The 22,994-nt window shown below is 65.0% G+C and carries 24 protein-coding genes; 13 read left to right on the top strand and 11 right to left on the bottom strand.

Annotated features, from left to right (window positions below; all coding sequences use genetic code 11):
* Positions 1–28: 28 nt before the first annotated feature.
* Together NNX35_RS13750 and NNX35_RS13745 are read right to left on the bottom strand one after the other, a co-directional pair.
* Complete coding sequence (locus NNX35_RS13750; protein WP_255868057.1) at positions 29–1,456, bottom strand: MFS transporter; 1,428 nt, start codon at positions 1,454–1,456, stop codon at positions 29–31.
* 178 nt (positions 1,457–1,634) lie between these two features.
* Positions 1,635–3,041 carry an NAD(P)H-quinone dehydrogenase gene (locus NNX35_RS13745; RefSeq protein ID WP_255767068.1) on the bottom strand — a complete coding sequence of 469 codons (1,407 nt, stop codon included), beginning with the start codon at positions 3,039–3,041 and terminating at the stop codon, positions 1,635–1,637.
* 90 nt (positions 3,042–3,131) lie between these two features.
* On the opposite strand from NNX35_RS13745, the gene NNX35_RS13740 reads away from it, so the two are divergent.
* From NNX35_RS13740 to NNX35_RS13730, 3 genes are read left to right on the top strand one after another with little or no spacing between them, the layout of a single operon-like run.
* Positions 3,132–3,932 carry a purine-nucleoside phosphorylase gene (locus NNX35_RS13740; RefSeq protein WP_230024962.1) on the top strand — a complete coding sequence of 267 codons (801 nt, stop codon included), beginning with the start codon at positions 3,132–3,134 and terminating at the stop codon, positions 3,930–3,932.
* A 48-nt stretch (positions 3,933–3,980) separates the two neighbouring features.
* Positions 3,981–5,753, top strand: coding sequence for a phospho-sugar mutase (locus NNX35_RS13735; protein ID WP_255868056.1), 1,773 nt, complete (start codon positions 3,981–3,983; stop codon positions 5,751–5,753).
* An 18-nt stretch (positions 5,754–5,771) separates the two neighbouring features.
* A complete protein-coding gene (locus tag NNX35_RS13730) occupies positions 5,772–6,329 on the top strand; it encodes a dihydrofolate reductase family protein (protein ID WP_255863434.1) in 558 nt (185 codons plus the stop codon).
* A 48-nt stretch (positions 6,330–6,377) separates the two neighbouring features.
* Here NNX35_RS13730 and NNX35_RS13725 read toward each other — a convergent pair whose 3' ends face one another.
* The 3 genes from NNX35_RS13725 to NNX35_RS13715 form a co-directional block, all read right to left on the bottom strand.
* Positions 6,378–7,961 carry an EAL domain-containing protein gene (locus NNX35_RS13725; protein WP_255863435.1) on the bottom strand — a complete coding sequence of 528 codons (1,584 nt, stop codon included), beginning with the start codon at positions 7,959–7,961 and terminating at the stop codon, positions 6,378–6,380.
* Positions 7,958–8,419, bottom strand: coding sequence for an STAS/SEC14 domain-containing protein (locus NNX35_RS13720; protein WP_255868055.1), 462 nt, complete (start codon positions 8,417–8,419; stop codon positions 7,958–7,960). Before NNX35_RS13720 ends, NNX35_RS13725 begins: the two co-directional genes overlap by 4 nt.
* A gap of 137 nt (positions 8,420–8,556) precedes the next feature.
* On the bottom strand, positions 8,557–9,621 hold the full coding sequence (locus NNX35_RS13715; RefSeq protein WP_255868054.1) for a hypothetical protein: 1,065 nt from the start codon (positions 9,619–9,621) through the stop codon (positions 8,557–8,559).
* Between the two features lie 156 nt (positions 9,622–9,777).
* Here NNX35_RS13715 and NNX35_RS13710 point away from each other — a divergent pair, with 156 nt between their 5' ends.
* The 4 genes from NNX35_RS13710 (at position 9,778) to NNX35_RS13695 (ending at position 11,296) form a co-directional block, all read left to right on the top strand.
* Entirely contained in the window at positions 9,778–9,921 is a 144-nt protein-coding gene (locus tag NNX35_RS13710; protein WP_255863438.1) for a hypothetical protein, read from the top strand.
* 139 nt (positions 9,922–10,060) lie between these two features.
* Complete coding sequence (gene deoC / locus NNX35_RS13705; protein ID WP_255767061.1) at positions 10,061–10,735, top strand: deoxyribose-phosphate aldolase; 675 nt, start codon at positions 10,061–10,063, stop codon at positions 10,733–10,735.
* Between the two features lie 39 nt (positions 10,736–10,774).
* Positions 10,775–11,026 carry a hypothetical protein gene (locus NNX35_RS13700; RefSeq protein ID WP_229952409.1) on the top strand — a complete coding sequence of 84 codons (252 nt, stop codon included), beginning with the start codon at positions 10,775–10,777 and terminating at the stop codon, positions 11,024–11,026.
* A 132-nt stretch (positions 11,027–11,158) separates the two neighbouring features.
* Entirely contained in the window at positions 11,159–11,296 is a 138-nt protein-coding gene (locus NNX35_RS13695; RefSeq protein WP_255767060.1) for a hypothetical protein, read from the top strand.
* 8 nt (positions 11,297–11,304) lie between these two features.
* Here the strand turns inward: NNX35_RS13695 and mfd are convergent, their stop codons facing one another.
* The gene (gene mfd / locus NNX35_RS13690; RefSeq protein ID WP_255868053.1) at positions 11,305–14,904 is read right to left on the bottom strand and encodes a transcription-repair coupling factor; all 3,600 of its coding nucleotides are present in this window, start codon (positions 14,902–14,904) and stop codon (positions 11,305–11,307) included.
* Between the two features lie 285 nt (positions 14,905–15,189).
* On the opposite strand from mfd, the gene NNX35_RS13685 reads away from it, so the two are divergent.
* From NNX35_RS13685 to nhaA, 4 genes are all read left to right on the top strand, one after another.
* Positions 15,190–15,852 carry a hypothetical protein gene (locus NNX35_RS13685; protein ID WP_255868052.1) on the top strand — a complete coding sequence of 221 codons (663 nt, stop codon included), beginning with the start codon at positions 15,190–15,192 and terminating at the stop codon, positions 15,850–15,852.
* 128 nt (positions 15,853–15,980) lie between these two features.
* Positions 15,981–16,484, top strand: coding sequence for a DUF2505 domain-containing protein (locus NNX35_RS13680; protein WP_255868051.1), 504 nt, complete (start codon positions 15,981–15,983; stop codon positions 16,482–16,484).
* Positions 16,485–16,487: 3 nt separating this feature from the next.
* The gene (locus NNX35_RS13675; protein WP_255868050.1) at positions 16,488–16,709 is read left to right on the top strand and encodes an SCO4848 family membrane protein; all 222 of its coding nucleotides are present in this window, start codon (positions 16,488–16,490) and stop codon (positions 16,707–16,709) included.
* A 168-nt stretch (positions 16,710–16,877) separates the two neighbouring features.
* Positions 16,878–18,242: a Na+/H+ antiporter NhaA gene (gene nhaA, locus NNX35_RS13670; RefSeq protein ID WP_255868049.1), complete on the top strand. Its 1,365-nt coding sequence runs from the start codon at positions 16,878–16,880 to the stop codon at positions 18,240–18,242.
* Here nhaA and NNX35_RS13665 read toward each other — a convergent pair.
* The 5 genes from NNX35_RS13665 to NNX35_RS13645 form a co-directional block, all read right to left on the bottom strand.
* Positions 18,239–18,835 carry a hypothetical protein gene (locus tag NNX35_RS13665; protein WP_255868048.1) on the bottom strand — a complete coding sequence of 199 codons (597 nt, stop codon included), beginning with the start codon at positions 18,833–18,835 and terminating at the stop codon, positions 18,239–18,241. The two genes, nhaA and NNX35_RS13665, sit on opposite strands and share 4 nt — an antisense overlap.
* A complete protein-coding gene (locus tag NNX35_RS13660; protein WP_255868047.1) occupies positions 18,832–19,791 on the bottom strand; it encodes a hypothetical protein in 960 nt (319 codons plus the stop codon). The genes NNX35_RS13665 and NNX35_RS13660 overlap by 4 nt, the downstream gene beginning before the upstream one ends.
* Positions 19,791–20,534, bottom strand: coding sequence for a signal peptidase I (locus NNX35_RS13655; RefSeq protein WP_255868046.1), 744 nt, complete (start codon positions 20,532–20,534; stop codon positions 19,791–19,793). Before NNX35_RS13655 ends, NNX35_RS13660 begins: the two co-directional genes overlap by 1 nt.
* An 18-nt stretch (positions 20,535–20,552) precedes the next feature.
* Positions 20,553–21,104: a hypothetical protein gene (locus tag NNX35_RS13650; protein ID WP_255868045.1), complete on the bottom strand. Its 552-nt coding sequence runs from the start codon at positions 21,102–21,104 to the stop codon at positions 20,553–20,555.
* Positions 21,105–21,188: 84 nt separating this feature from the next.
* Entirely contained in the window at positions 21,189–21,701 is a 513-nt protein-coding gene (locus NNX35_RS13645; protein ID WP_255868159.1) for an alternate-type signal peptide domain-containing protein, read from the bottom strand.
* 220 nt (positions 21,702–21,921) lie between these two features.
* On the opposite strand from NNX35_RS13645, the gene NNX35_RS13640 reads away from it, so the two are divergent.
* Together NNX35_RS13640 and NNX35_RS13635 are read left to right on the top strand one after the other, a co-directional pair.
* Complete coding sequence (locus tag NNX35_RS13640; protein ID WP_255868044.1) at positions 21,922–22,500, top strand: low molecular weight phosphatase family protein; 579 nt, start codon at positions 21,922–21,924, stop codon at positions 22,498–22,500.
* Positions 22,497–22,931, top strand: a complete 435-nt coding sequence (locus NNX35_RS13635; RefSeq protein ID WP_255868043.1) for a VanZ family protein — start codon at positions 22,497–22,499, stop codon at positions 22,929–22,931. Before NNX35_RS13640 ends, NNX35_RS13635 begins: the two co-directional genes overlap by 4 nt.
* Positions 22,932–22,994: the final 63 nt, after the last annotated feature.

Genomic DNA, 22,994 nt, shown 5'->3' with positions numbered 1-22,994 from the left:
CGGGCCTGCTGCTGTGTGCTTGAAAGGTCTAGGAGACCTTCACGCCGTCACTGGAATTGTTTTCGTAGTCGACGTCGCGGGTTTCCTTGGTCACGAACAGTGCGATCAGCGTCAGCACCGCCATGGAGGACAGGTAGATGCCCACCAGCCACGGGCTTCCGTCCGCGGCCTGCCACAGGGCGACGGCGATGAACGGTGCCACCGCTGCGCCCAGGATCGAGGAGACGTTGTAGGCGATGGCCGACCCGGTGTACCGCACGTTGGTCGGGAAGAGCTCCGGCAGCAGGGCTCCCATGGGTCCGAACGTCAGGCCCATCAGGGTGAAGCCGATGATCAGCAGCGCCATCACCCCCACGGTTCCGCCGCCCAGCAGCGGCGAGAACGTGAAGCCGAAGAGGAAGATGCCGGCGGTGACAACCAACAGTGTCTTGCGGCGTCCGAACTTCTCCGCCAGCGGACCGGCGACGAGCGTGAAGATCCCGAAGAACACCACGCCGATGATCAGCATGATCAGGAAGTCGTTGCGGGCGTAGCCCAGACCGGCGGCGAAGGTCTCCGGGTCGAACGGCTTGCCGGCCTTTTCCGCGGCGGCCTTGGCCGCTTCCGCGCTCTTGGCCGCGGTCCCGTAGGACAGCGTGAACGTGGTCATCAGGTAGAACAGCACATACGTCGCCAGCATGATGAAGGTGCCGGCAATCATCGGGCGCCAGCTGTACTTGAAGGCGCGGCTCAGGGGCAGTTTGCTGACCTCTCCCGAATCCACAACCTTCTGGAAGGCCGGCGTCTCAACCAGCTTCAGCCGGACGTACAGGCCGATGATGACCATGACGGCGCTGGCCAGGAACGGCACGCGCCAGCCCCAGGAGTCGAACTGCTCGGCATCCAGCTGGAAGCTCAGCAACAGGAACAGGCCGTTGGCCAGGATGAACCCGATCGGCGCGCCCAGCTGCGGGAAGGTTCCCCAGACGGCACGCTTGTTGGCCGGCGCGTTCTCCGTCGCGAGCAGCGCCGCTCCGGACCATTCCCCACCCAGGGCCAGGCCCTGGGCAAACCGCAGGACCACCAGCATTGCGGGAGCGAGGACCGTCCAGCCGTTTTCCGCGGTCGGCAGGCAACCGATCAGGAACGTCGCAATCCCCATGGTCAACAGCGATGCCACCAGGGTTCCCTTGCGGCCCACCTTGTCACCGAAGTGCCCGAAGACGATGGAGCCCAGCGGCCGGGCAATGAAAGCCACCCCGAACACGGCGAACGAGCTCAGCAGGGCCGTGATGCCCTCGGCATTCGGAAAGAACAACCGGGGGAAGACGAGGACTGCTGCCGTTGCGTATACGTAGAAGTCATAGAACTCGATGGAGGTTCCGACGAGGCTGGCAACAATCACGCGGCCCTTGGAATTGGTTTTGGCCGGCGCCGGCGCCGGCGTAGATGCCGCGGAGGGATTCTTAGTAGACATTGGAGCTCTTTCGCAAGAGGAAATGAAGTATCCATATCGTAGGAGCATGCGTCCGTTATTTGAGATTTGTGTCCATATACCGGACAAATATTTCATGCTGCCGGTTCACGGGCACAAAAAATCCCGCGCCCGCAAACGGATAATCCGATGCGGGCGCGGGAAGAAGAAGAGTAGTTCGTTACATGTGGACGTGCAGGCGGCGGGCGGCTTCGGAAATGGAGCCCGTGAGCGACGGGTAGACGGCGAAAGTATTGGCCAGGTCATCCACGTGGAGCTTATGGGTGACGGCGATGGCGATCGGGAAGATCAGCTCCGAGGCGCGCGGACCCACCACGACGCCGCCGATCACGGTGCCGGAGCCCTTGCGGGAAATGATCTTCACGAAGCCTTCCTTGACGTCCATCATCTTGGCCCGGGCATTGGTGTGCAGGGACAGCTTGATGACGTCGCCCTGGTACCGGCCCTCGGCAATGTCGGCCTCGGAAACGCCCACGGACGCGATTTCCGGGGAGGTGAAGATGTTCGAGGCCACGGTCTTGAGCTTCAGCGGCTTCACGCCGTCGCCCATGAGGTGTGCCACGGCGATGCGGCCCTGCATGGCCGCCACGGAGGCCAGGTTGAAAACGCCGGTGCAGTCGCCCGCGGCGTAGACGTTGTTGGCCGTGGTGCGGGAGACGCCGTCAACCCGGATCTGGCCGCGCTCGTCCAGCTGCACCCCTGCTTCTTCCAAACCGATGCCCGCGGTGTTCGGGATGGCGCCCACGGCTACGAGGCAGTGGCTGCCTTCAACAGTCCGTCCGTCCGAAAGCGTGACCAGCACGCCGTCGCCCGTATTCTTCACGGAGTCGGCGCGGGACCGGCTGAGCACGGTCATGCCGCGGGCCTGGAAAACGTCTTCCAGCACGACGGCGGCATCTGCGTCCTCGCCGGGCAGCACGCGGTCGCGGCTGGAGATCAGCGTGACCTTGGTGCCGAGCCCGTTGTAGGCGGAGGCAAATTCCGCGCCGGTGACGCCGGAACCGATGACGATCAGGTGCTCGGGAACCTCGGTGAGGTTGTAGATCTGCTTCCAGGTGAAGATCCGCTCACCGTCGGGAACGGAGGTCTCCAGCTCGCGGGGGTTCGCGCCGGTGGCAATCAGCAAGGCTTCGGCCTTGACCGTTTCCACGGTGCCGTCGTCGGCGGTGACTTCAATGGTGGTGTTGTCCAGCAGGCGGCCTTCGCCGATCTTCACCTTCACGCCCACCCGTTCCAGGGTGCTGCGGATGTCATTGGACTGTTCCTTGGCCAGGGCCAGCAGACGATGATTGACCACCTTCAGGTCTGCGTAGACCGGCGAGGCCACGTCCCCGAATTCCACGCCGAGATTCCGGGCCGCATTCAGCCGGGTCATCACATCGGCAGTGGCAATAAGTGTCTTGGACGGAACGACGTCAGTGAGCACGGCGGAGCCGCCCAGGCCCTGCCGCTCGACGACGGTTACGTCCGCTCCGAGGGATGCCGCCACGAGGGCAGCCTCGTAGCCGCCGGGGCCGCCTCCGAGAATCGCAAGTTTTCGGGCAGTAAAATCTAGTTGGGTGGTCACAAGGGTCTATTCTGTCCCATCGAGTGACGGCGCTCAAACGGCGGTGCAGGCGCGGACTTCGGCAGGCCGGCAAGGCTGTAAGTTTGTTAAGTGACTAACGACCCATTTGAACTTGCCCAGCAGGCCGCCGACTACATCGCAGAGCACACCGGCGTGCCCTCCCACGACATTGCACTGGTCCTCGGAAGCGGCTGGGGTGAAGCCGCCGAGCTGATCGGCGAGACCACCGCTACGCTCTCCGCCTCCGATATCCCGGGCTTCTCGGCCCCCTCCGTGCAGGGGCACGTGGGCACCATCCGCTCCGTTCTCACCACCGACGGCAAGCGCGCCCTGGTCCTGGGTGCACGCACCCACTACTACGAGGGCAAGGGCGTACGCGCCGTCGTGCACGGTGTCCGCACCGCAGCCGCCGCCGGCGCCAAGGTCATGGTCCTCACCAACGGCTGCGGCGGGTTGAATCCCGAGTGGCAGCCGGGCACCCCGGTGCTGATCAGCGACCACCTCAACCTCACCGCCACGTCCCCGCTCGAAGGCGCGACGTTCGTTGACCTGACAGACCTGTACTCGTCGCGGCTGCGCGACGTCGCACGCAGCGTGGACCCGACCCTGGATGAAGGCGTTTACGCCCAGTTCACCGGCCCGCACTACGAAACGCCGGCCGAGGTCCGCTACGCCAAGACCATCGGCGCCGACCTGGTCGGCATGTCCACGGCACTCGAAGCCATTGCCGCACGCCACGCCGGCATGGAGGTCTTCGGGATCTCCCTGGTCACCAACCTGGCCGCCGGCATCAGCCCGGTGGCACTGAGCCACGGCGAGGTCCTGGAAGCGGGACAGGCCGCCGGACCGCGCATCTCCAAGCTGCTCGCCGAGATCATCAACAAGATCTAGCAGCTTTCCGCCGCACAGCTACCCGCACCAGCAACAGTAGGTATCCACATGACTCTGATCCCCGCCGACCTCGAAGAACTCACCGCCGCCGCGCACGCGTGGGCGGACAGTGACCCCGACCCGGACACCGCCCGTGAGCTCCGCACCCTCCTCCGCACCCTCGCGGACACGGACGGGGCGGACACCGACGGTGCGGACGCCGCTGCGGCGGAACTGGCGGACCGGTTTGCCGGCACGCTCGAGTTCGGAACCGCTGGGCTGCGTGCGGAGCTGGGCGCCGGTTCAAACCGGATGAACCGCGTGGTGGTGCGGCGCACCGCTGCAGGCATCGCGTCCTTCCTGCAGGACACAGCCGGCGACAACTGGACTCCCAGCGCCGTGATCGGCTACGACGCCCGGTACAAGTCGAAGGACTTCGCGCTGGAAACGGCTGCCGTTTTCGGCGCCGCCGGCATCGAAACGTTCCTGCTGCCCTGCACGCTTCCGACGCCGCTGCTCGCCTACGCGGTCCGCGCCCTGGACGCGGACGCGGGCGTGATGGTCACTGCCAGCCACAACCCTGCCGCGGATAACGGCTACAAGGTCTACCTGGGCGGCCGCACGGTCAAGGGTCCCGGCCGCGGTGCGCAGATTGTCACGCCGTACGACGCCGAGATCGCCGCGCGGATCGACTACACCGTTCCGCTGGACTCCATTGAGCTGGCACCGGACGGCTACACCGAAGTTTCCGAGTCGCTGATCGCTGACTACATCGGCGCCGTCGACGATCTGGCGCACCGGGAAGGCTACCCGGCACGGGACCTGGACATCGTCCTCACGCCTATGCACGGCGTCGGCGGCGAAACCATGTCCGCCGTGCTTCGCGGTGCCGGGTTCACCTCGGTGACCCTGGTTCCGGAGCAGGCACTGCCGGACCCGGACTTCCCCACCGTTGCCTTCCCGAACCCGGAGGAACCCGGAGCGCTGGACCTGGCCCTGAAGCTTGCCGCCGAGCGGGACGCGGACCTCGTCCTGGCCAATGATCCGGACGCCGACCGCGCCGCCGTCGCGGCCAAGGACCCTGCCACGGGCGAATGGCGCATGCTGCGCGGTGACGAAGTCGGCGCCCTGCTGGGCCGCCACATTGCCCGGCGGATCGCTGCCGGCCGCTGGAAGGTACGGGGCGAGAAAGCCCGCTCCGGCGTTGTCTTCGCCAACTCGATTGTTTCCTCCCGCCTCCTGGCCCGCATTGCGGATGCTGCAGGTTTTGAGCACCAGGAAACCCTGACCGGGTTCAAGTGGATCTCCCGGGTGCCGAAGCTGACCTACGGATACGAAGAAGCACTGGGCTACTGCGTGGCACCGGGACTGGTCCGGGATAAGGACGGCATCTCCGCCGGACTGCTGCTGGCCGAGCTGGCCGCTGCCCTGAAGGCGAAGGGCCGGACCCTCTTTGACGAACTCGACGAGCTGGCCCTGGAGCACGGCCTGCACCAGAGCGACCAGCTCTCCGTCCGGGTGGAGAATCTGGGCCTGCTGACCGAAATGATGCAGCGGCTGCGCGAGCACCCGCCGGCCTCCTTCGCCGGCTCCCCGGTGGAAACCGCCGTCGACCTTGCCGAAGGCGCCAACGGACTGCCGCCCACGGACGGGCTGCGGTACGTTACCCGTGACAACACCCGGGTCATCATCCGTCCCAGCGGAACCGAGCCGAAGCTCAAGTGCTACCTCGAGGTGATTGAGCCCGTCGGTTCAGCGGCTGATCTGCCGGCTGCGCGTTCGAACGCACGCGCAACCCTGGATGCAGTGCTGGCCGATGTACGGACAGCCCTGGGACTCTAACCTAAGCGGGAGGCCGGCATGGGACGGCTGATCTACACCAGCATCACGTCGCTCGACGGGTACATAGCGGACGAGTCCGGGTCCTTTGACTGGAGCATGCCCGATGAAGAGGTCCATTCCTTCGTCAACGGGCTTGAGCGGGACGTCCACACGCATCTGTTGGGACGGCGGCTTTATGAGGTGATGGCTGCCTGGGACGCCGTCCCCGCAGAGGACGAGCCGCCCGCCATCCACGAGTACGCGCGGATCTGGCAGGGGGCGGACAAGGTGGTTTTCTCTCGAACCCTCGCCGGCCTCTCCGCCCCGCGCACGCGGCTGGAACGGGAGTTCGATCCCGCTGCCGTGCGGGCACTCGTGGAGGCGTCCGACGGCGACGTTTCCGTGGGCGGAGCGGACCTCGCCGGCCAGGCGCTGCAGGCGGGGCTGGTTGACGAGTTGCAGCAGCTGCTCTCCCCCGTGATTGTCGGTGGCGGGAAGCGGTTCCTGCCGGACGGTCTGCGGCTGGATCTGGAGCTGCTGGAGGAGAAACGATTCGCCAACGGCGTCGTGTTCCTGCGGTACCGGGTCCGGAACTGAGCTTCCTTCACCTGCGTCCGGGCGCCCGATTAGGCCAGCAGTGTCCGGTTACGCCAGCAGTTCCGTGGCCAGCGGCAGGCGGCTGCCGCTGGTCAGGAGCGTTCCCACCTGCCCGGCGGTGAGCGGCCGGCTGAAGTAGTAGCCCTGGCCGCTGCAGCAGCCCATGTCCTGCAGTAGTTCAGCCTGCTCCAGGGTCTCTATTCCTTCGAAGACTGCTTCCATTCCGGCGGCCTGGATGAGCCGGTGAACGGCGTCCACGAACTGCAGCTGCCCTTCGTCGCGGCTGATCTCGGCGATCAGGGCGCGGTCCACCTTGACGGTATCCACCGGCAGGCGCCGCAGGTAGCTGATGGATGAATACCCCGTGCCGAAATCGTCGATTTCCAAGCGGACGCCCAGGGCTTTGAGCGACCTCATGGAGTAAGTCTCAACGTCTCCGCTGCCCACGAAAGCGCTCTCGGTGATCTCGAGAACCAGATCCTGCGGAGCTGCGCCGGCTTCCCGCAGCTGCGCCCGGACAAAGTCGACCAGGTCCATGCTCTGCAGTTCAGACGGGGAGACGTTGACGCGGATATGGAAGCCGTCCTGGTCCTGATCGGCCTCACGCCACTGCGCTAGTTGCTCCAGGGCAGACCGCAGCACCCAGCGTCCGATCCCCAGGATGGCTCCGCTTTCCTCGGCCAGCGGAATGAAGATGTCCGGCATGACCAGTCCCTGCGTCGGATGCTCCCAGCGCAGCAGCACCTCCACACCCTGCATCTTTCCGGTGACCAGATCTACAACGGGCTGGTACGCCAGCCGAAACTCGTTGCGTTCAACGGCATTGCGCAGATCAGAGGACATTTTGCGCCGCAGTTGGCGGGCGTAGAGCATCACCGGTTCAAATAGCCGGACCAGGCCCGGACCGTCTTCCTTCGCTTCGTACATTGCCGTGTCGGCGCGGAGAAGCAGGTCTTCGGCGGACTGCCCAACCTCGGCCAGGTGCACGCCAATGCTGGCACGGGGCCAGACATCCAGTTCCTCCACCTTCATTTTGAACCCCAGTGCTTCCTGCACACGCTCGGCCGTCGCCCGGGCGGACATGCGGCTGACGTCAGGGAGCAGAACCGCGAATTCGTCGCCGCCGAGCCGTGAAACGGTGCTATCCCCCGGCACGCAGGCGAGCAATCTTGTCGCCACTTCTTGGAGTACCCGGTCACCCGCTTGGTGTCCGAAGCTGTCATTGATGTCTTTGAACCCGTCCAGGTCAACCATCAATACCGCCGGCGCGGTATCCCGAACTTGCTCGACGTTCCAAACCGTCAATGCGTCCTCAGCTGCCTGCATCAAGGCAGTTCTGTTTCCAGCCCCGGTGAGGGGGTCGCTAAGGGCCATGTGCTGCATCTGGGCGTGAGCTTCCCGGAGCTCCTGGGTACGGTCCTGCACACGCTGCTCAAGGTCCCGGTAAATGTCGTCCAGTTCTTCGGCCAGCAGATTAATGCCCGTGCTGACGGCATCAATCTGGTCGCGTGCGGGCGAAACGGGAATTCGCGATGTGAGGTTTCCCGCCGCGATGCTGACAATGCCCTCGACTATCCTGTTCAGCCGGACGGCTTCGCCGGACAGATTGGCGGCTTCAGAGTCAGGTGTCATACCGCAAATCGTTTCAGCCAGCCAAGCGCGTCAGGTTCGCTTGAGAAGTAGCGGGTGGGACACGGCTGCACTTCGCCGCCCAGCAGAAAATTGGCAATAACGCGGTCCACCGGCGAGACACCCATGACGGCCACCGCCGAGAGCGACCGCGCCGCACTGAAAACGTCGCGGGCGCTTCGGGATACTGAATCCACTCCAGTCAGGACCAGGAGCAGAGGCAGGGTGCTGGCTCCGGCGAGGGCCTGGATCTTCTCTGCCGCCTGCAGGGCCATCGTCCCGGTGATCACTTCACCTGGCGGCAACGCCAGTACCAAATGTCCCTCCTCGGCGAATTCGACCGAGATGTGCCCGGGGGAAATCCTTTCATCCCCGGTTAGCACGCCCTTGCCGTCCGGCGGGTTCTGCGGGTCGGCATAAGGGCGTGTCCCTGCGTACTGCAATCTATCGCGTCTAGCCATGCTTCCCCCAAGTCGCTGCGCAGGATCAAATGCAGCGGATTCCCTCGCCGATTTGGAACGGCTCGTCCGTGATTGCCGCCGATAATTCGAAAGACGGTGTTTGTATTGTGCGCCTTCGATACATAAATATCGAGTTTCTAGGCCTGACTTTTCGTTTCGTGTTCAACTGTTTGGGTGATGGAGTCATTTCGGAGGATGGTCCTGATAATCTCCCGTGCTCTTTCGGCTTGGACCGGTGCCCCTAGACCGTCGAATAGTCGTTCACCTTCCCGCGCCGCGTCCAATGCCTCGCCAGCTCGCCCAAGGTCGAACAGGCATCTCGCCAAAACCATCAGTGCCTGTGCACGGGTATACGGGAATAATTCTTCGGCCTTGGTGGCCACGTCCCGGAGCTTTTGTTCGGCTACCCCATTATTCCCGGCCAAGTGTTCCCAGTGGGCGCGTGATAAGAGGATCTCCAGCCGGTCGGCCAGGTTTCCCTCGGAAACCGAAATGGCTACTTCCGCCCGTTCAATGCATTCGAGGGTCTCCGGCTGCACTACCCCTGCATCCATGCGCAGGTTTGCCGAGGCCTTATTAAACAGTGCCCATAGGTTGACGTCCCCCAACGGGGTCAGGGCCGTTGCTGCCTGCTCGTGGAACCGGAGTCCTTCCTCGATCCGTCCGGACATAAATGCCGAATTTCCGATCGTCCAGTAGGCCATGCCGCTAGCCCTTGCGCCTGCTTCAGGACCAACGAGGGAGTCCAGCACCATCGCTTCCTGCCACGCCGCTTCCACCTCCCCCTCCTCAGCCAGGGTTGCCACCATGGAATGTTGAAGAGCGGTACGCAATTCCTTGGAACGATCCGGAACGATACTTATCGCCTCTTCTGTCGCAACCAGCGCACGGTCGCTTGCCCCCTTGTTCCTCAAGGCCTCGGAGAGGATCACCCGGGCGCGGGCAGCGGTTTCCGGGAAGTCGACAATGACGGGATGAGCTGTCAACGCGTTTATTGTATGGATGCACTCATCCATCAGCCCCAGGTCGTATTGGTACCGGGCAATGCTGAGCGTCAACCGGCAGTATCCCCAGGTATCACCGGCCTGAAGTGCAGCTTCACGCGCGAGCACCGAATATTCGACCGCCTTGCCGTAGTCACGACGCTGGCTCGCTTGTTGCGCCTTGTACTCGTTGGCTAAATACACCTGTTCATCTTCCAAGGATTCTGGTCCTTCCAGCGACAGAGGCCCGGTGCCATTCTGCAATAATTACTCAGAATTCACCAAAGATGGCCAATCGCATATCAATAAGAGCTTCAGCATAGCTATACTTCAGGTGTTTCACCCCACCACATCGTTTCTCTCAAGGAGCACGACATGAAAAAATTCGGTGCAGCTGCACTCCTGGCCGCCCTTATCTTCGGAGCGGGCGCCGTGGCCCAGAATTCCGACGCAGCTCCTGTAGCTGGAGCCGGCAAGAATGCAGTCCAGCTGTTTGGCAACTGGCCGGCCGTAGGATAATTGTTCGGAAATAAGTGAATCGGCCGGGCTCCGCATTGCGGACCCGGCCGATTTTTTCATCCTTGCGCACGCCCCGGCAGCCCGCCGCCACCGTGATCTCGACCACGCGGCACCACTGCCCTATGGCAAGATAGATCCCATGTCTACACCCATTGCCTCGTATATTGATCACACGCTCCTCAAACCCGAGGCCAGCCGCGACGACATCCTCCGGGTCTGCTCCGAAGCCGCTGAGTACCAGTTCAAGTCCGTCTGCGTTAACCCGATCTGGGTCGGCACCGTCCGCAACGCGCTGAAGGGCAGCGGAGTGCTCACCTGCTCGGTCATCGGCTTCCCGCTGGGAGCCACCACCACCGAGGTGAAGGTCTTTGAAGCCCAGGGCGCGCTTCAGGACGGCGCAGATGAGATCGACATGGTCATCGACATCGCCGCAGCCCGGCGCGGAGACCGCGCCGCCCTGGTCCGCGACATTGCAGCCGTCGCCGACGCCGTGCATGCTGCCGGCGGCATCCTCAAGGTCATCATCGAAACCTCCCTGCTCACTGATGAGCAGAAGGTCCTGGCCTGCGAAGCTTCAGTCGAAGCCGGAGCCGACTTCGTGAAGACCTCCACCGGTTTCAACGGCGGCGGAGCCACTGCCGAAGACGTTGCCCTGATGCGCCGGACGGTCGGTCCGGACCTCGGAGTCAAGGCCTCCGGCGGTGTCCGTTCGCTCGAAGATGCACAGGCAATGATCGACGCCGGGGCCACGCGTATCGGAGCGAGCTCGGGAATCGCTATTGTTAATGGAAGCAAAGCCACGTCGGACTACTGACCGGCATAGCTACTGACACTTTTTGAAACGGAGAACTTCATGGTTGGAACACGGTCAAAGCAGCCTTCACACTCGGGCGAGGGCCATCTGGTCAGCAACATCCTCATCTTTGCCGTGATGTTCGCCATCTTCCTGGGCGCCATCTACGCGGTGAACTGGCTGACCCTGGACAACGTGTGGCCGATGGCCGTTCTGCTGGTCGCCGCGACCGGCATGTACCTCGTTGCATTCAGCATCGGCCGTTCCGACACCACCACGGAGTTGGCCAAGGGATACTCGCACAACGAGTAGTTTTCCTGCGTAAACAGCGATGCACCCCAGCCCTCGGGCTGGGGTGCATCGCGTTTAACTGAGTAGTCGCCGGGGTTAAGCAGGTGTGTCCTACTCTTAGCGGCCGCACCCAGCCGTCCCTAGATTCGGTTTATGACTACCACCATGACCCGCAGGGAGTGGCGCCGGAACCGGGCCCTGCAGCAGCGCATCGTCCTCGTCGGTTACTCGGTACTGGCCTCCTGCGTAGTGGCCGCCGCCGGTGTTTTCGTCATTGCGGTGACTGGCTAGCCTCCGGCTTACTCCTTGAACACGGCGTCGAGCACCTGCTTGGCCCAGGCCAGGATTTCGGCGTCCACCAGATCCCTCCCGCCTATCCTGGCGGTCTTCGGCTTGGGTACCAGCACCGCGTTCAGCGCCGGCTTCACGAGCGCCCCGGGATACATACGCTGCAGCCGCATGGTCCTCGACTCGGGCAGGTCCGCCGGTGCGAACTTGATGAAGTTGCCCTGCAGCGCGACGTCGGTGAGCCCGGCGGCGCGTGCATCCACCCGGAAGCGGGCAACATCGATCAGGTTCTTCACTTCCTGCGGGGGCTCACCGTAACGGTCCACCAGCTCGGCCAGCACTTCGTCGATCGCCTCATTGGTGAGCGCTGACGCCAGCTTGCGGTAGGCCTCCAGCCGCAGCCTCTCCCCCGGAACGTAGTCGTGCGGGAGATGGGCGTTGACCGGCAGCTCGATCTTCATTTCGGCTGCCTTCTCCTCGGCCTCGCCCCGGTAGTCGGCCACGGCTTCGCCCACCAGCCGGATGTACAGGTCAAAGCCGACCCCGGCAATATGGCCGGACTGTTCCCCGCCCAGCAGGTTGCCGGCACCGCGGATCTCCAGGTCCTTCATGGCCAGCTGCATGCCCGCACCCAGCTCGTTGTGCGTGGCCACGGCCTTCAGTCGTTCAAGTGCCACCTCGCCCAGCGGCTTTTCCGACGGGTACAGGAAGTACGCATAGGCCCGCTCCCGGCCGCGCCCCACCCGGCCGCGCAGCTGGTGCAGCTGCGAAAGCCCGAAGTGGTCCGCACGGTCCACGATCAGGGTGTTGGCATTGGAGATGTCCAGGCCCGTTTCGATGATGGTGGTGCACACCAGCACGTCGAAGCGCTTCTCCCAGAAATCCACAATGATCTGCTCGAGCTTGGACTCGCTCATCTGGCCGTGCGCGACGGCGATCCGCGCCTCCGGCACCAGTTCCCGCAGATGGGCGGCCGTCCGGTCAATCGAGGAGACCCGGTTGTGGACAAAGAAGACCTGGCCCTCGCGCATGAGCTCCCGGCGGATGGCGGCAGAGGCCTGTTTGTCCGTGTAGGGGCCCACATAGGTGAGCACCGGGTGCCGTTCCTCCGGCGGGGTGGCCAAGGTGGATGTCTCGCGGATACCGGTCAGGGACATCTCCAGGGTGCGGGGAATCGGGGTGGCGCTCATGGCCAGCACGTCCACGTTGGTGCGCATCTTCTTCAGCGCTTCCTTGTGTTCGACGCCGAAGCGCTGCTCCTCGTCCACGATCACCAGGCCCAGGTCCTTGAACCGGACCTCCTGGGACAGCAGACGGTGGGTGCCGATGACCACGTCCACGGCGCCGGTCTTGACGTCCTCGATAGTTGCCTTGGCCTGCTTGGCGGTCTGGAAGCGCGAGAGCGAATCCACCCGGACCGGGAAGCCGGAGAAGCGTTCGGCGAAGGTTTCCATATGCTGCTGGGCCAGCAGCGTGGTGGGCACCAGCACGGCCACCTGCTTGCCGTCCTGCACGGCCTTGAACGCTGCACGCACCGCGATCTCGGTTTTGCCGTAGCCCACGTCGCCGGAGACCAGCCGGTCCATGGGGATTTCACGCTCCATGTCCGCCTTGACCTCGTTGATAGTGGTCAGCTGATCCGGGGTCTCGACATAAGGGAACGCTTCCTCGAGTTCACGCTGCCACGGGGTGTCCGGGCCGAAGGCGTGGCCCTTGGACGCCATCCGGGCGGAGTAGAGCCGGATCAGCTCCCCCGCAATCTCCTTGACCGCCTTGCGCGCCCGGCTCTTGGTCTTAGCCCAGTCGGAACCGCCCATCTTGGACAGGACAGGGGTTTCACCGCCCACGTACCGGGTGATCTGGTCCAGCTGGTCGGTGGGGACGAACAGCCGGTCCCCCGGCGCCCCGCGCTTGGAGGACGCGTATTCAAGCACCATGTACTCGCGCACTGTCTTGTTGGTGCCGGCGCCGGTGGCACGCTGGATGAGCTCAATGAACTTGCCCACGCCATGCTGCTCATGCACCACGAAGTCGCCCTCCTGCAGCTGCAGCGGATCGACGGCGTTGCGCCGTTTGGAAGGCATCTTGCGCATGTCGCGGGTGGAGTAGGTGCTGGCGCGGCCGAGCAGGTCCGCCTCGGTCAGCAGACCGGTCTTGAGGGTGTCAAAGACATACCCGCGGCCGGCGCTGGCCGTGGTGATGGCGATGACGCCGGGGCGCGGTTCCTCGTCCACGGATTCCACCAGCGCTGCGGGAATGTCGTTCTCCCGGAACAGTTCGGCCAGGCGGGAGGCCGGGCCCGGCCCCTCCGTCACCACCACCACACGCCAGGCGTCCCGGACGCGGCCGCCGATGAACTCCATCATTTCCGCTACGTCGCCCCGGTAGCCGCGCGGTTCCCGGGCGTTGATGGTCAGGGTGTCGATGTCCAGGACGGTTTCGTCGTCGGGGTTGAAGGATGTAATGGACCACCAGGCCACGTCATTGGCGTGCGCGGCAGTGCGCGTATCGGCCAGGGAACGGAAGCTTGCAGCGTCCAGGTCCGAGGCCAACCCGGCGGAAAGATCCAGGGGCGCCGCACCGCCGTCGGACGCCGTTGCCCAGGCTGCGGCCAGGAACTCCTCGTTGGTGGCGGCCAGGTCGTGGGCGCGGGCCCGGACCTTTTCCGGCTCGATGACCACGGCAATGGATCCGCGGGGCAGCTCCCCCATCAGCGGGACCATGGAGTCCACCAGCACCGGAGCGAGGGATTCCATGCCTTCCACGGCAATTCCGCCGGCGATCTTTTCCAGCATGTCCGAGGCGGCCGGCATCTGGTCCTTGAGCTTGGCGGCGCGGCTCATGACCGACGGCGTGATCAGGATTTCCCGGCACGGCGGGGCGTAGAGCTCCGAGGGGTGGGTGACGTGCTCCCCGGTCAGGGTCCGCTGGTCAGCGACCGCGAACCAGCGCATGGAATCCACTTCGTCGCCGAAGAAGTCGATGCGGATGGGGTGGTCCTCGGTGGGCGGGAAAACATCCAGGATGCCGCCTCGCACGGCAAACTCGCCGCGGTGGGAGACCATATCCACCCGCGCATAGGCGGCCTCCGCCAGTGCCTGCACCACGGAGTCAAAGGGCTGCTCCTGGCCGACCTTCAGCGCCACCGGCTTGAGTTCGCCCAGTCCGGCCACCAGCGGCTGGAGCACGGCGCGCACCGGGGCAACCACAATCTGCACCGGGGCGGTTTCCGGGTGCGCCAGCCGGCGGAGCACCGACAGGCGCCGTCCGACGGTATCCGAGCGCGGGGACAGCCGCTCGTGCGGCAGCGTCTCCCAGCTGGGGAACTCTTCGATACCGGCCAAGGGAAGATAACTGCGCAGCGCGGCTGCCAGGTCCTCGGCCTCGCGTCCCGTCGCCGTCACGGCCAGCACCACCGGCGGAACGCCGTCACCGGTTCCGGCCGAAGCCAGGCCGTCCACGACTTCGGCCAGCAGGGCGGCGCGCATGCCCTGCGGAGCCCCGATCTGCAGGTCTTCGCTGCGGCCTGCGGGCGGCCGGGAGGAAAGAGTCCGCACCCTTGCGTACGAGGGGTCCTCAGCGAGGGCGGCACGCAGTCCGTTCAGGCTCATGGGGTGTTTTCTCCTTCATGACGGCAACGCAAATACCCGAAGTCCACAAACGGAACCCCGGGGTTTTCTTCCACATTACCTGCTGCCGGGGCAGCGGTCCGGCGCTCGCGCTGAGAGCGGAAAACGGACGAAAGCGCGAGGTGCGCGGAGATCCAGACCCGGCCTGCAGCGCCGCTGGATCTGGATTTTCGCCGGGCCGCCTGCCACGCTGGAAAAGCACGGGTCACCCGAAGACGGCAGTTATCCATTCGCCGGCCTCGCCTTTCGACAACGTAAGGATTGCCCATGGCACGCAAAGCGACCCTCCTGGCCACGGGATGTGCGGTATTCGCGCTGGCCTTCACCGGCTGCGCGGGCAACTCCGACGGCGACGGCGACAACGATCCCGAAGGTTCCCCTTCCTCTTCCTCATCCAGCCCTTCGCCCTGCGGCACCGATTCCCCGGACGCCAGCGGAGAAAACTGCCAGGCGGCCGGCGTTCCCGGCCGCACTGCCAACCCCGATCGCTGCGGAAAGTTCACTGCGTCCCCGACACCGGGCGGGATCATCGAGGGAACCTTCGGCCCGTACTGCGACGACGCCGTAGCAACCACCTACAGCACCGCCTTGATCCCGGATGAGTCCGTTGCGATTGTCACCGTCGAGGAAAGCGCGGAGAACACCACCGTTCAGCTCCAGGCACAGAGCTTCGCCGCCGACACGACCTACAGTGCCCGGCTGCACGAGGATGACTGCGGAGCAGATCCATCGGACGCCGGCGCGGAGTACCAGGGCAGCCAGGGCGGCCTCGTCCTGGACTTCACTACCGACACCGCCGGCAATGCCACCGCGAGCACCACGGTTCCGTGGACGCTGCCAGACGACGACGCCGAGTCGCTCCTCATCCTCGATGCGGGGCAGGGCGGTGCGGCGGGAAGCCCCGTGGGCTGCATCAATCTGGTGCCCTGACCCGGTCCGGGACTCCCCGGCCCCGGTTTCGGGGCAGCTGTGCGTGCGGTTTAGGATGAGGGTTGGCCGGCCGGCGGGCTGTACAAGCCCGCGGAATCCGGCATTACCGCTCACCTTACGGAGGACCTATGGCCCTGAACGCATCAACTATCCTGCCCTACGACGTACGGACCGTGACGGACACGTTCGCTGACGAGGGTTTCCTGCGCAGCATGAGCGAACACGTAGGCGGTTCCCTGGTTTCCGCTTCCGTGGACGGTGACACCGTCGGGGCATTTGTCCTCACTGCTGTGCGGACGATGCCCACGGACCGGTTGCCGGACATTGCGAAGAAGTTTGTTGGTGCCACCCTGACCGTGACCCAGAAAGAGCAGTGGGCCGCACCTGCTGCCGACGGATCCCGTGAAGCGGCAGTGGAGCTCTCCGTGGGCGGGGTCCCGCTGAAGGTCAACGCCGTGCAGCGACTGGTCAGCACCCCCGAGGGCACCCGCGTGGATGTTGACGGCAAGGTGGCCTCCAGCATTCCGTTCCTTGGCGACAAGATCGCCAAGGCCGCCGAACCGATGATCGGCAAGGCCCTTACGATCCAGGCAGGCCAGGCCGGCAAGTGGATTGAAAGCCGGAAGAGCTAACCCATGGTCCTCTCCACTCCCCTCGCGCTGGTCCTGGTGATCGCCGGTCTCTGGTCCCTCATCGTCTGGCCGTCCTATCTGCGGGACGTCCTGAAGTCCCCGCAGGCGCGGGACGCCAAAGGTTCGCCGACCCGGTACATGACCACGAACCTCATGAAGATCAGCACGGCCATGGTCTTCGGACTGGCAACCCTCGTGATCGGCGTCCGTGGCCTGATCGGCTGACTTTCCCTGATGACGCCCGCCCCGGCAGCTTTCCTGCCGGGGCGTTTTGCTGCCTGGTTCACCCCTGATCACACGTTGCCTGGCTGATGCAGTTAGACTGGTACACGGTGCGCCGGGAAGTCTGGTCGGCAATAACTTTGCCGTACCCGAATCTGATTGGAACCTTTCATGGCCTCTGAGCCCTCCTCCCCCAAGCCCACCGGTTCGCACACCGTCCTCGGCAGGCGCAGCTACGGAGAGACACTTCGCATCGGCGAGATCCTCCGTCAGGAAACAGTGGGCGGCGTCCTGCTGCTGATCGCCACCATCGCGGCCCTGATCTGGGCCAACTCTCCGGCCGCGGATACCTACTTCGCCGTGCGTGACTTCGAAATCGGCTACGAGCCGTGGCACCTCAAGCTGAGCATCGGCACCTGGGCGGCCGACGGGCTGCTGGCCATCTTCTTCTTCCTGGTCGGCCTCGAGCTGAAGAAAGAATTCATTGCCGGGGACCTGAGGGACCTCAGACAGGCGATCGTCCCGATAGCGGCAGCGGTGGGCGGCGTTATCGTGCCCGCACTGGTGTACGTAGCCGTCAACCTGATTTCCGGTTCGGACGGCCTGCGGGGCTGGGCCATCCCCACCGCCACCGATATTGCCTTCGCCCTGGCAGTCCTGGCGGTCATCAGTTCGCACCTGCCCAGCGCACTGCGCATCTTCCTGCTGACCCTCGCCGTGGTGGATGACCTCATCGCCATCGCCATCATTGCCTTCTTCTACTCCGAAGACGTGCACCTTAGCTACCTGCTGTGGATGCTGCTGCCGCTGGCCGCGTTCACGCTGCTGGTCCAGCGCGTCCCGCGCTTCTTCGGCACCCGGCGCTGGCCCGCCTGGGTGATCCTGCTGCCCCTGGGTGTCGCCACCTGGGCGCTGATGCACGCTTCCGGCGTGCACGCCACCGTGGCCGGGGTGCTGCTGGGCTTTGCTGTTCCGGTGCTGCGCCGCGGACCGGACCGGCAGAAACTGCCCGCTGACCCTGAGGCCCCCGGCCTCTCGGAAATCTTCGAGCACCGCTTCCGGCCCGTCTCCACCGGCTTTGCCGTTCCGGTCTTTGCCTTCTTTTCCGCCGGCGTGGCTCTGGGCGGCTGGAGCGGCGTGGCCTCGGTGGTCACTGATCCCGTTGCCATCGGAATTATCCTGGGCCTCGTTGCAGGCAAGCCCGTCGGCATCCTGCTCACCACCTGGGCGGTGACCGCAGGCACACGGGCAAAGCTCGACCCGGATGTGCGCTGGATTGATCTGGCAGGCATCGGCATTCTGGGCGGGATCGGCTTCACCGTCTCCCTGCTGGTCAATGACCTGAGCTTCGAGGTCGGCTCGCTGCACAACGACGACGCCAAGGTCGGCATCCTCGTGGCCTCCGTGCTGGCAGCCCTGCTGGCTTCAGCCCTGCTGACCGCCCGGAACCGGCGCTACCGGCTCATCGAAGCTGAAGACCGGCGCGACGATGACCAGGACGGCATCCCGGACGTGTACGAGGACCGGGAGAACTAGCGCGAGCAGGGGTAGGCCAGCAGTCCCGGCGGCGAGTAATAGAACATCGGGAGCGTGGACGCCTGGGAAGCGGACAGGACATCGCCCTCGCTGATGGGCGTCACTGACGGGACATCCTTTTTGACCGTGGCTGTCCGCAGCGTGACTGTCAGGGACACCTTGTCATAGGGGGTCCTGCCCAGCGCGTCGCTCAGACCGCTGAGGTATACGGGCTTGACCATAGTAGTGCTGCGCGGAACCGCGTAGGTCTTGGTGCGCCCATTGACGGCGAAGGACAGCACATAGACCACGTCGGAGTCCACGTCCGTTACGGCGGTCCAGTTGATCTCGTTGGCCAAAACCCGAGTGGTGCAAACGGGAGCGGCGGGCGTTTGAACCTTTGCGGTCGGGAGCCCTGAGATGGTCACTGCAGTCGACTGGCTCCAGTACGCATACGCGGCGGGACCGCCCAGGCCCAGAACCACCGTGAGCACAAAGACCACCGCAGCGGTCCGGAAACCCGGCTGGGCACGAAGCCGCCTCAACGGGCCCGGACGGGTCTCCGTCACGGCGTCGGTGCCCGCCGCAGCCCCCTGCTGCGTTTTCCTGCTCATCGGCTCCTGCTTCGTAGTCGGATTCCGGCGGCGGCGAAGAACGCCACCGACAGCACTATCAGGAGCGTACCGGAGAGCGAACGGATGATGGGTTCGACGGTGCTTTCGAACGACGCGGGCGAAGCCGCTTCCAATCGTCCGGTTTCCGCCGGCGGGACCTGGGTGTTGAAGCGCGCGTCCGGGTCCTGTGCCTGCGCGGGGGCAGCCGGGAAAGCGGCCAGCACCGCTGTGCCGTCGGTTGGCGCAGTGCCCTGGACCGTGGCTGCCGCCGGCCGCTCCTGGCCAGCCTGCTGGCCCGCGGTCCCGGTGTTCCGGGTGTCATCCGAGGAGTTTCCGTTTCCGGGGACTTCGGCATTGGGTGTCCCCGGATCCGCCGGCGGCGTGTCGCCGGTGTGGCCGTTGTTCCCCAGCGCCTCGCAGGCGCTGGGTCCGGTGCCTGCACCGTCCGTGGGCTGCAGGTAAAACACGACGTCGAACCGGGCACTGCGTTTCATGGCCGCGTTGGGAGCTTCCGCGGCAAGGCCTGCCGTGAGCTGCACGAGGACGGCGTCACCCGCGCCCAGTTCCCAGCCCCGGTAAAGGTCACTGCACGCTCCGGGAGCGCCGAGGTATGCCGGCACGCCGCCTGCGGCACCGGCCGATCCGCTCACGCTGACCAGGCCCGACAGCTCCGGGTCCATGGCGGCGCTGACGGCGCCGGCGGAGAGATAGGCTGCCTCGGTGCCGTCGTTCCGCACCCACACGCTGCCCCCCGTGGATGCTCCCGGGACCAGTTGAACCGCCTGGTTGAAGACGGGCCGGGTCAGTGTTGGGCTGAAGCCGACGCCGTCGGGGCTGAAGCTGAGGTAGCTTCCGGATGCGGAAGCGGCAGGGATACCGGCGAGGGTGATGGTCGCCGCGGCTCCGCACACGGCACCAACCGTCAGCCAGTGCCTCACCGGTTTGGGAATCCGCATTAGACGGCTACGGGCTTCCGGTGGCTGCGGACATGCGGGTGGGCGCTGTCGTGGTTGCAGTGCTCGCACTCTTCCAGGACGGGATCGTCATGATCCAGCGGGTCCTGGGTGCGGAAGGCGAAGAACGGGTCCGCGCCGTCGTCGGTGGAACCATTATCCGGATCGTCGTTGTCTGCCTGCGGGGTTTCCCCGTCACCGCGTTTCTTGGCCAGCGCGCCGCGGACCATGGAGATGATCCCGTAGCCCATGAGTGCGACAGCACCCCATTGGAGTGCCGCTCCGCGGTCCGAGTTACCCAGGGCATTGGCGGCAAAACCTACAAACGGTACGGCGTAGAAAAGCTTGCCGCGGACCTGGACTTCGCGCACAGGCTCTGCGTCGGCAACGTCATTGTTGTCGCCCTTGGTGATCAGGGTGCGTTCGCCGTCCTGCGCGGTGCCCACGGACGTGATCCGGTGGGTGATGACGGCAGAGCTGCCGGACTCGATCTGGTAGGTGATCACGTCGCCCACGCGCAGTTCCTCGAACGGGGTGGGCTTGACGACCAGGAAGGTGCCGGGGGCGTAGTGCGGAGCCATGGAGCTGGTCAGGACGCTGAAGGTCTGCGAGCCGGTCACGAGGGGAATGACTACAAGGACCAGGGCAACGAGGGCCGTGGCGCACAGGGCGATGTAGCTCAGACCGGTTCCGATGAAACGCAGCGGGCTGGCGGGCTTCTCTGCTGACCTGCGGCCACTCGACATGGTTTTCCTATCCATCAACTAAGCTGCCGGCGCAAGCTGCGCCACACTGAGGTTTACCGGGATGCTGATCGGCTTTCCGAGCTGGTTTGCCGGGGTGTTTTGCTTGACTTCAACCTTGAAGCAAATGGTCTGGGTGGTTCCGGTGGCCAGGACCGGAAGAACCGGGGTTCCGGCCTGGTACGCCAGGTTGGCGGTGCAGATCGCCGATCCCCGGACAACCGCGGTGTGCACAGTCAGGTTGCCGTTGAGCAGGCTGCCGGGTACCGGGAGCGAAACGGCGGGCTGCAGGACCAGCGGGGACTGCGCGGTGACGTTGGTGTTGTTGGTCACCTTCACTGCGGTGAATTTCGGTACTCCGCGGTGCAATCCAGCAACGTCCAACGACAGGGTCGGTGTCTGGGCCATGTTGGCTTCATTCACCAGGATGCTGAAATCGGCGGCCTGGACGGTGCCGGCGTTCTGCTGTGCGGCGGCGTTCCACAGGGCATAGCTTCCCTGGACCGTCATCAGTCCGAGTACCACAGCGGCCAGAATCAGGCCGGCTGCCTTCAGTACTCGGGAGCTCTTCACGGATTTTTTCCTCCAGGGGAACGGTTGTGCGCGGGACAGGTGTTCCGCGCACAACCGGGGTGAGAACAAGGGGCTTAGGGAATGCTACTTGGCGACCTGGGTCAGGACGTAGTTCACGCGGGAGAGGTCCAGGCTGACGTTGGTGTCCGTGCGGGCGCCGGTGTCCTTGTTGAAGACGAAGACGGCCTTGGCGGTGACCACTCCCCCCCTGTCGACGTCGTTCGCGGCGGTCAGGTTCGCCGCGTTCAGGGGCTTGCCGCCCTGGGTCAGGGTGGGAACCGGCTTGGCGCTGCCCGTGAAGCCGTTGGTGACGTCCTCGTTGATAACCAGCGTCGCCTTCATCTGGTCACCGTCGAGCTGCAGGCTGACATCCTGGGTGAAGGTCAGTTCATCGCCCGGTACAACCATGTACTTGGTGATGTCGATTTCGGTACCGGCCTTGTTGGTCCACTTACCCGGCGCGGCGGTCACGTCAAGGTCACCGGAGACGATGGTGCCGGCGTTCGCAGTCTGGGAATCGTTCCAGACGGCGAGCGTTCCGCCGCCGCCGAGCAGCATTGCCGAGCCGATACCGATTGCCAGTGCACCCTTAGCCATCTTGTTCACGCTGTTCCCCTTGTTCGAAAGTCTTTGGCTCGGAAGGCTTTCCTCGCCGCTGGGTATTACTTTGCCGCCCTCCCCTCAAGAAACAACGCCGCCCAAACACAGGGTTCATGCAACATTCCGGCAAAGCTCAAGCGCCACACAAGGTAACCTCAACACCAGCACAACCGGCCGCATCCGGCCCGGGAACCAGCCCTATCCGAAGCCTGAGGACATGAGACCCACCGCTGCTCCGTTCCGAATCCTGACTGTCTGCACCGGCAACATCTGCCGCTCCCCGATGGCCGAGCGCCTGCTCCAGGCCGGACTGGACAGCGTTGCCCCCGGTGAATTCGAAGTCACCAGCGCAGGCACCGGCGCCCTGGTCGGATCCGGCATCGAACCGCACGTGGCCGGTTTCGTGAACATTTTCGGCGGGGACTCCGCCGGCTTCGCCGCACGGCAGCTCTCTGCGGAGATTCTCGAGGGCCAGGACCTCGTCCTGGCCATGACCCGGGCCCACCGGAGCAGGATCGTGGACCTCGCCCCGGCGTTGCTGCGGCGCACCTTTACGCTGCGCGAACTGGCCCGCCTGCTCCCCCTGGTCGACGCGGACCCCGATGCCCCGGCCGCCGAACGGTGGCAGACGGCAATGGCCCGGGCGCTGCGGCTCCGCAGCGCCCATCCGGCGGGACCGGAGGAAGACGACGTAGTGGACCCCTACCGCCGCAGCGACGACGTCTACCAGCAGATGGTCCGCGAGCTGACTCCGGCGGTGGGTGAGCTGCTCGCCTGGGAACGCCGCTACCGGTGAACCTGGTCATCCGGGATAGACGACGACGGCGGCTGCTGGCCGGGCTCTTCCTCCTCTACATAGGGGTCGTGGCGCTCATCGCGTTCTGGCCCTCCCCGGTCGACGCCGGATCGGCCGGCACCCTCCGCGCCGTCCTTACTGCCCTGCACAGCCGAGGCGTGCCCGAATGGGTCGACTACACCCTCGTGGAGTCCGCCGCGAACGTGGCCTTGTTCATTCCCTTCGGTGTCTTGGCCGCCGCTTACCTCACCGACCGTTTCGCCTGGCTGGCCGCCGTCGTCGGCATGGCCGCCTCCTGCGCCATTGAAGCCGGGCAGCACGTGTTCCTGCCGGCCCGCTACGCCACTGTCCACGACGTCATCGCCAACTCGCTGGGTGCGGCGCTCGGCACGCTGGCGGTCTATGCCTCCCGCAGCCGGAAGGGTGATTAGCCGGCGGCCTGCAATATTGCCTCGATCTTGAGCGTTGCAGGCAACTTTTCCTGAGGTTGGGGT

Source organism: Arthrobacter sp. zg-Y844, from assembly GCF_024385465.1.
GTDB lineage: Bacteria > Actinomycetota > Actinomycetes > Actinomycetales > Micrococcaceae > Arthrobacter_B.
Note: the sequence above shows the minus strand (reverse complement) of the source record. Positions and strands in the feature narration are given on the sequence as shown.